The organism is Gluconobacter cadivus (assembly GCF_015244745.1).
Taxonomy (GTDB): Bacteria; Pseudomonadota; Alphaproteobacteria; order Acetobacterales; family Acetobacteraceae; genus Gluconobacter; species Gluconobacter cadivus.
Window position 1 is genome coordinate 1 of record NZ_JABCQI010000018.1, and the last position, 4,195, is coordinate 4,195.

A 4,195-nucleotide genomic window follows, 5' to 3' on the forward strand; every position below is an offset into this window, starting at 1 on the left:
ATATTGGTCCGTTATGGGCCAGGATGCAGCATATGCAGTTTCCGGAAATGGTCAGGCAAGTCATGCCGTCTCCTGAGACCTTGATTCATAGTTTTCTGGCTTATGCGGGAAATTTCAGTCTGCTCGCCCTCCAGTTCGTGCTTACGTTAATCATTCTGGGCGTACTTCTCATGCGCGCTGAATCGGCAATTGCGGTCGCTGAGAGTCTGGTGAGCATTCTCGCGGGCAGCCGGGGACGGGAGATGCTTCAGCTTGCCGCCTATACGATCCGGGGTGTTGCATTCGGCGTCACGGTAACGGCGGTCGTTGAAGCCGCTGTGGCGGGAATCGGGCTGAAACTCGCAGGGGCGCCATGGGTCAGTATTCTGACAGCAGTCACCTTCATGGTCTGTCTGTTACAAGCGGGCCCTGGTGTTACCCTGATCCCAGCCGTGATCTGGGTCTATTTTGATCAGGGGCTGATGCCCGCAGTGCTTCTGCTAATTGTGACTATTATTACGATCATCATCGATAATGTTTTGCGCCCGTTTCTGATCCGCAAGCAGGCCGATATCCCGCTCATTCTCATCATGCTTGGCGTCATCGGAGGTCTTGGCGGCTTGGGACTGGTCGGGATCTTCATCGGTCCGCTGGTCCTCTCCGTCGCCTATACCCTGACCAAGAGCTGGATTAACGACTCCCGAGCGAAAATCTCGCCTTTACCGCCCAATTCATTACACTAGCGTTTTCTGTACTGAATGAATCGGTAGGGATTCCTAGGATGGCGCTGATCTGATTCCAAGAGACGACCGGGATAAATGACGGGTTCGGAAAACCCTTCTTACGCATTTTTATACGTAACAATATCAATGATTTATGTTTATAAATCGACCAAAAAAGGAGGTTTTTCGAACCCTCCACATTGTGGTTGTCTCTTCGATACCTTTAAAGCCAGTTATGCTCTTGAGATGCTTCCTGTGCTAAGAAGACATCCTCAAGGGAGGGTATTATGCCAAACCTCAAGGGAGGGCGTAAAAAACCAAAGCAGACTGTTAAGAAAAAACCTTTTCGTCTCAATGAAGCGAAGAAACTAGTCGCTCCGGTGGTGATCATCACGGGCCTCTTTCTCGGGGCAATCGGAATGCGCGGAGTTTTTCTAAATCGGGCCTCAGCCACGTTGGGCGGCCCTTATACGCTCATCGATATGCACGGTCATTCTCTTACGGAGCGTCAATTCCGAGGGCGCTATACACTGATTTATTTTGGGTACACACACTGCATAGATGTCTGCCCGTTAACCCTCGCGACGGTCACACAGGCTCTCGATCTCATGGGAAAAGAGTCACACCAGATTGTGCCGATTTTCATCACGGTTGATCCATCGCGTGATACTCCTGAGGTTGTTGCCGATTATGTCAGTCACTTCTCTCCTAACATCGTTGGACTTACGGGAACTGAATCTCAGATCCACGCAGTTATTGACAGTTTCCACGTCATGGCGCGACGTCGTGGCCCTTCGGCGGATCATATGTCCTCAGGCTATCTTATGGATCATAGTTCCGTTCTTTACTTAATGGATGGCAATAATCGGCTTGTGTCCGTTCTGCCAGTCGACACAAGCCCGGAGGAAATCGCCACACGATTGCGCCGTCTCGTCCCTGCCAGTTAGTTACGACGCACGGCGGTCAGCTCGGGAAAGCAGGGTTGCAAGACAGAGAAGCAAAAGAGACGCTCCAAGTTCTGGCAAGAGTAACCCCAGTACAATCAGGATAACCAACGCGCCCACGCCAATCTTCTTGTTGGGATCGACAGGCGGCACTCCCAGCCTCCCTGGGGGTTTGCGCCTAAACCACAAGACAAGTGCTGCGATGCTCATCGTAAGTAATCCGACCGCTACAAGAAAATTCAAAAACTGATTGGCCTTCCCGAACAGCTGCCCTTCATGCGCCGCAACTCCATAACCGATGATGCGATCAGTCCATGCTTTCTCTTCAAAACGATGGACTGACCGTACCCGACCAGAGGCCTCTACCATCGCACTGATGCGGTTGGGACGGTTCTGCGTGTCGGAACGAACAGTCCACGTTGTTTCTCCGGCTGAAGGTGGCGTTACGAGAACAGGTGCCGGAAATCCGAGTTGGGACGCCGTCATGACCACGTGGTTCAGGCTATCTGATAAGGGGCTGTCTGACATCGCCATGGGCCCCATATCCATACCCGGCATTGTATCGGTCTGCTGGGGCGAGACCGAGCGCCCTGCAATCCGATTGCGTTCAGAAACAGCTCCGATGTCCCAGTCAGGAACCGAAGTCAGGTGGCTGAATTGTGTTTCCACCCGAGCCAGAGCGTGTCCCCAAACAAAAGACCACGGCAAGCCGGAAACCAGAAAAAGCACCAAAAACGAGGAAACCCATAACCCTGTTACCGCATGGAGGTCTCGCCACCGGACACGACCGTTTCGGGTCATCCGTGGATAAAGAATACCCGCCAGACTCTTTATCCGGCGCGGCCACCAAAGATACAGGCCTGTAGCAATCAGAACGATTGTCCAGGAGGCCACCATTTCCATGATGATGGAGCCAGTATTCCCCAATAACAGCTGGCCGTGCAGTTTAAAGATGATGCGCTCAAAACGGCCTTCTTCAGGAACCTGTTTGAGAACCACGCATGATGTCGGATCAACATACACGCGTATGGCTGTGCCCTGACGATCAACGATCACCCGAGCAGCACCGAAAGTCGTCTCTGGAAGTTCATAGGCTAGAAAATGGCTGCCAGGGACAGCATCGAGTGCGGCCCTGACTTCCTGTAACGGGGTTGAATGTGTCGTACCGCCTGCGAGATGATCGTAACGCCAGTCGATCCAATGATCCACCTGCGGTTTGAACAGGTAAATTGACCCTGTAAGGCATAGCAACACAATAAAGGGAAGACAGAAGAGACCCGCAAAGAAATGCCATCGCCAGATCGTTCGATAATCGGGCCAGACTGGGGCTCTGGAAGCGTTCATCATCATGGATACCTTCAGAACTTGATCCGCACGCCACCAAAGAATGCTCTTGGCGATCCGGCGTAGATTGAGCCTGTCTTATTGGCCAAAACACGTCGCCCAGCCTGCTGCCCGGTCGAAAGGAGTGCATCGCTGATGTCAGTCGCACCTGCGGCATAAACCTGATTGGTTACATTCTGTACTTCGAAGTAGCTGTGCAGACGGTGAGCCCAACCCAGACGTTCTGGAGGGTCGTAATGAACCTCAAGATTGAGCAATGCGTATGAGGGGGCTTTCAGAATATTGGCATTGTCGAGGTAAAAGGAACTCCTCCACGTCACTTCTGCAAAACCTCCCAGCCCTTGCAGCCATCCGTCTGGCTGATCATAGAGAACACGCGCATCCAAAAAATGCGGCATAACACCGGGAATGAGATTCCCCTTCCGCGAGAAATTCCGCGCCATCGTGCTGTTGGACAGGGTCTCGGTGTATTTCGTGTAGATCTGGTTGTCATAGGTATAAGACAGCTTCAGCCGCGCACCTGGCAGAGAGGCATGCAATGGCTGCCATGTCGCACCGAGTTCAATGCCACGATGCTCTGAGGCCGGGGCATTGAAGGTATAGCTTCCCGCGGGTGTATTGACACCCGCCGACTGGCTGACAAGTTCGTTCCGGTAGAACTCATAAAAGCCAGTGGCCTGAATATTGATGCTGGGCGACGGGTGCCATTCGGCCCCCAAGTCAAAACCAAGACTTGTTTCGCTCTTCAGCTTCGTATTGTTCCCGTAGGTTCCCTGAGGGGTTACGAAGAAACTGGAATAACCAGGTGTGGCGTAAGCTGTTCCAACACGACTGTGCAAAGTCCAGTCTTTGGTTGGTGTATAAACCAGCGAGGCTTCAGGTGCGAGATTGAAGAAGCGTCGATTGGCCGTAATATTCTGCAAAGAGGTTGAACTTGCCGATCTATTGTAGAGCGTCTGAACTGCTCCAACATCCGATTGCGTCCCACCAAGTCCGATCACAGCATGCCAAAGCGGAGAAAACTGCCAGTCTTCCTGAAAGCGGAGGCCGATGTTCCACTGATGTCCGTATGACGTGGAATTCAAAGCACCGCGGGTCGCGCCGCCTTGCGGGGTCAGATTATAGACCTGATAGCCATAATCCATGTAGTCGAAGCTGGCACCGACAAAACTGGTGAGGGGCGTCTTTCCGATACGGCCGCGGTTC

4 protein-coding genes are annotated in these 4,195 nt (G+C 52.6%); 2 read left to right on the plus strand and 2 right to left on the minus strand.

Annotated features, from left to right (window positions below; genetic code table 11):
* Together HKD28_RS15390 and HKD28_RS15395 are read left to right on the plus strand one after the other, a co-directional pair.
* Positions 1 to 722, plus strand: a 722-nt coding sequence (locus tag HKD28_RS15390; RefSeq protein WP_194269086.1) for an AI-2E family transporter, incomplete at its 5' end; no start/stop codon positions are given.
* 266 nt (positions 723 to 988) lie between these two features.
* Positions 989 to 1,648 carry an SCO family protein gene (locus HKD28_RS15395; RefSeq protein WP_194269087.1) on the plus strand — a complete coding sequence of 220 codons (660 nt, stop codon included), beginning with the start codon at positions 989 to 991 and terminating at the stop codon, positions 1,646 to 1,648.
* Here HKD28_RS15395 and HKD28_RS15400 read toward each other — a convergent pair whose 3' ends face one another.
* Positions 1,649 to 2,995 carry a PepSY-associated TM helix domain-containing protein gene (locus HKD28_RS15400; protein WP_194269088.1) on the minus strand — a complete coding sequence of 449 codons (1,347 nt, stop codon included), beginning with the start codon at positions 2,993 to 2,995 and terminating at the stop codon, positions 1,649 to 1,651. It abuts the gene before it with no gap.
* An 8-nt stretch (positions 2,996 to 3,003) separates the two neighbouring features.
* The coding region (locus tag HKD28_RS15405) for a TonB-dependent receptor (protein ID WP_194269089.1) at positions 3,004 to 4,195 on the minus strand (1,192 nt) is incomplete at its 5' end.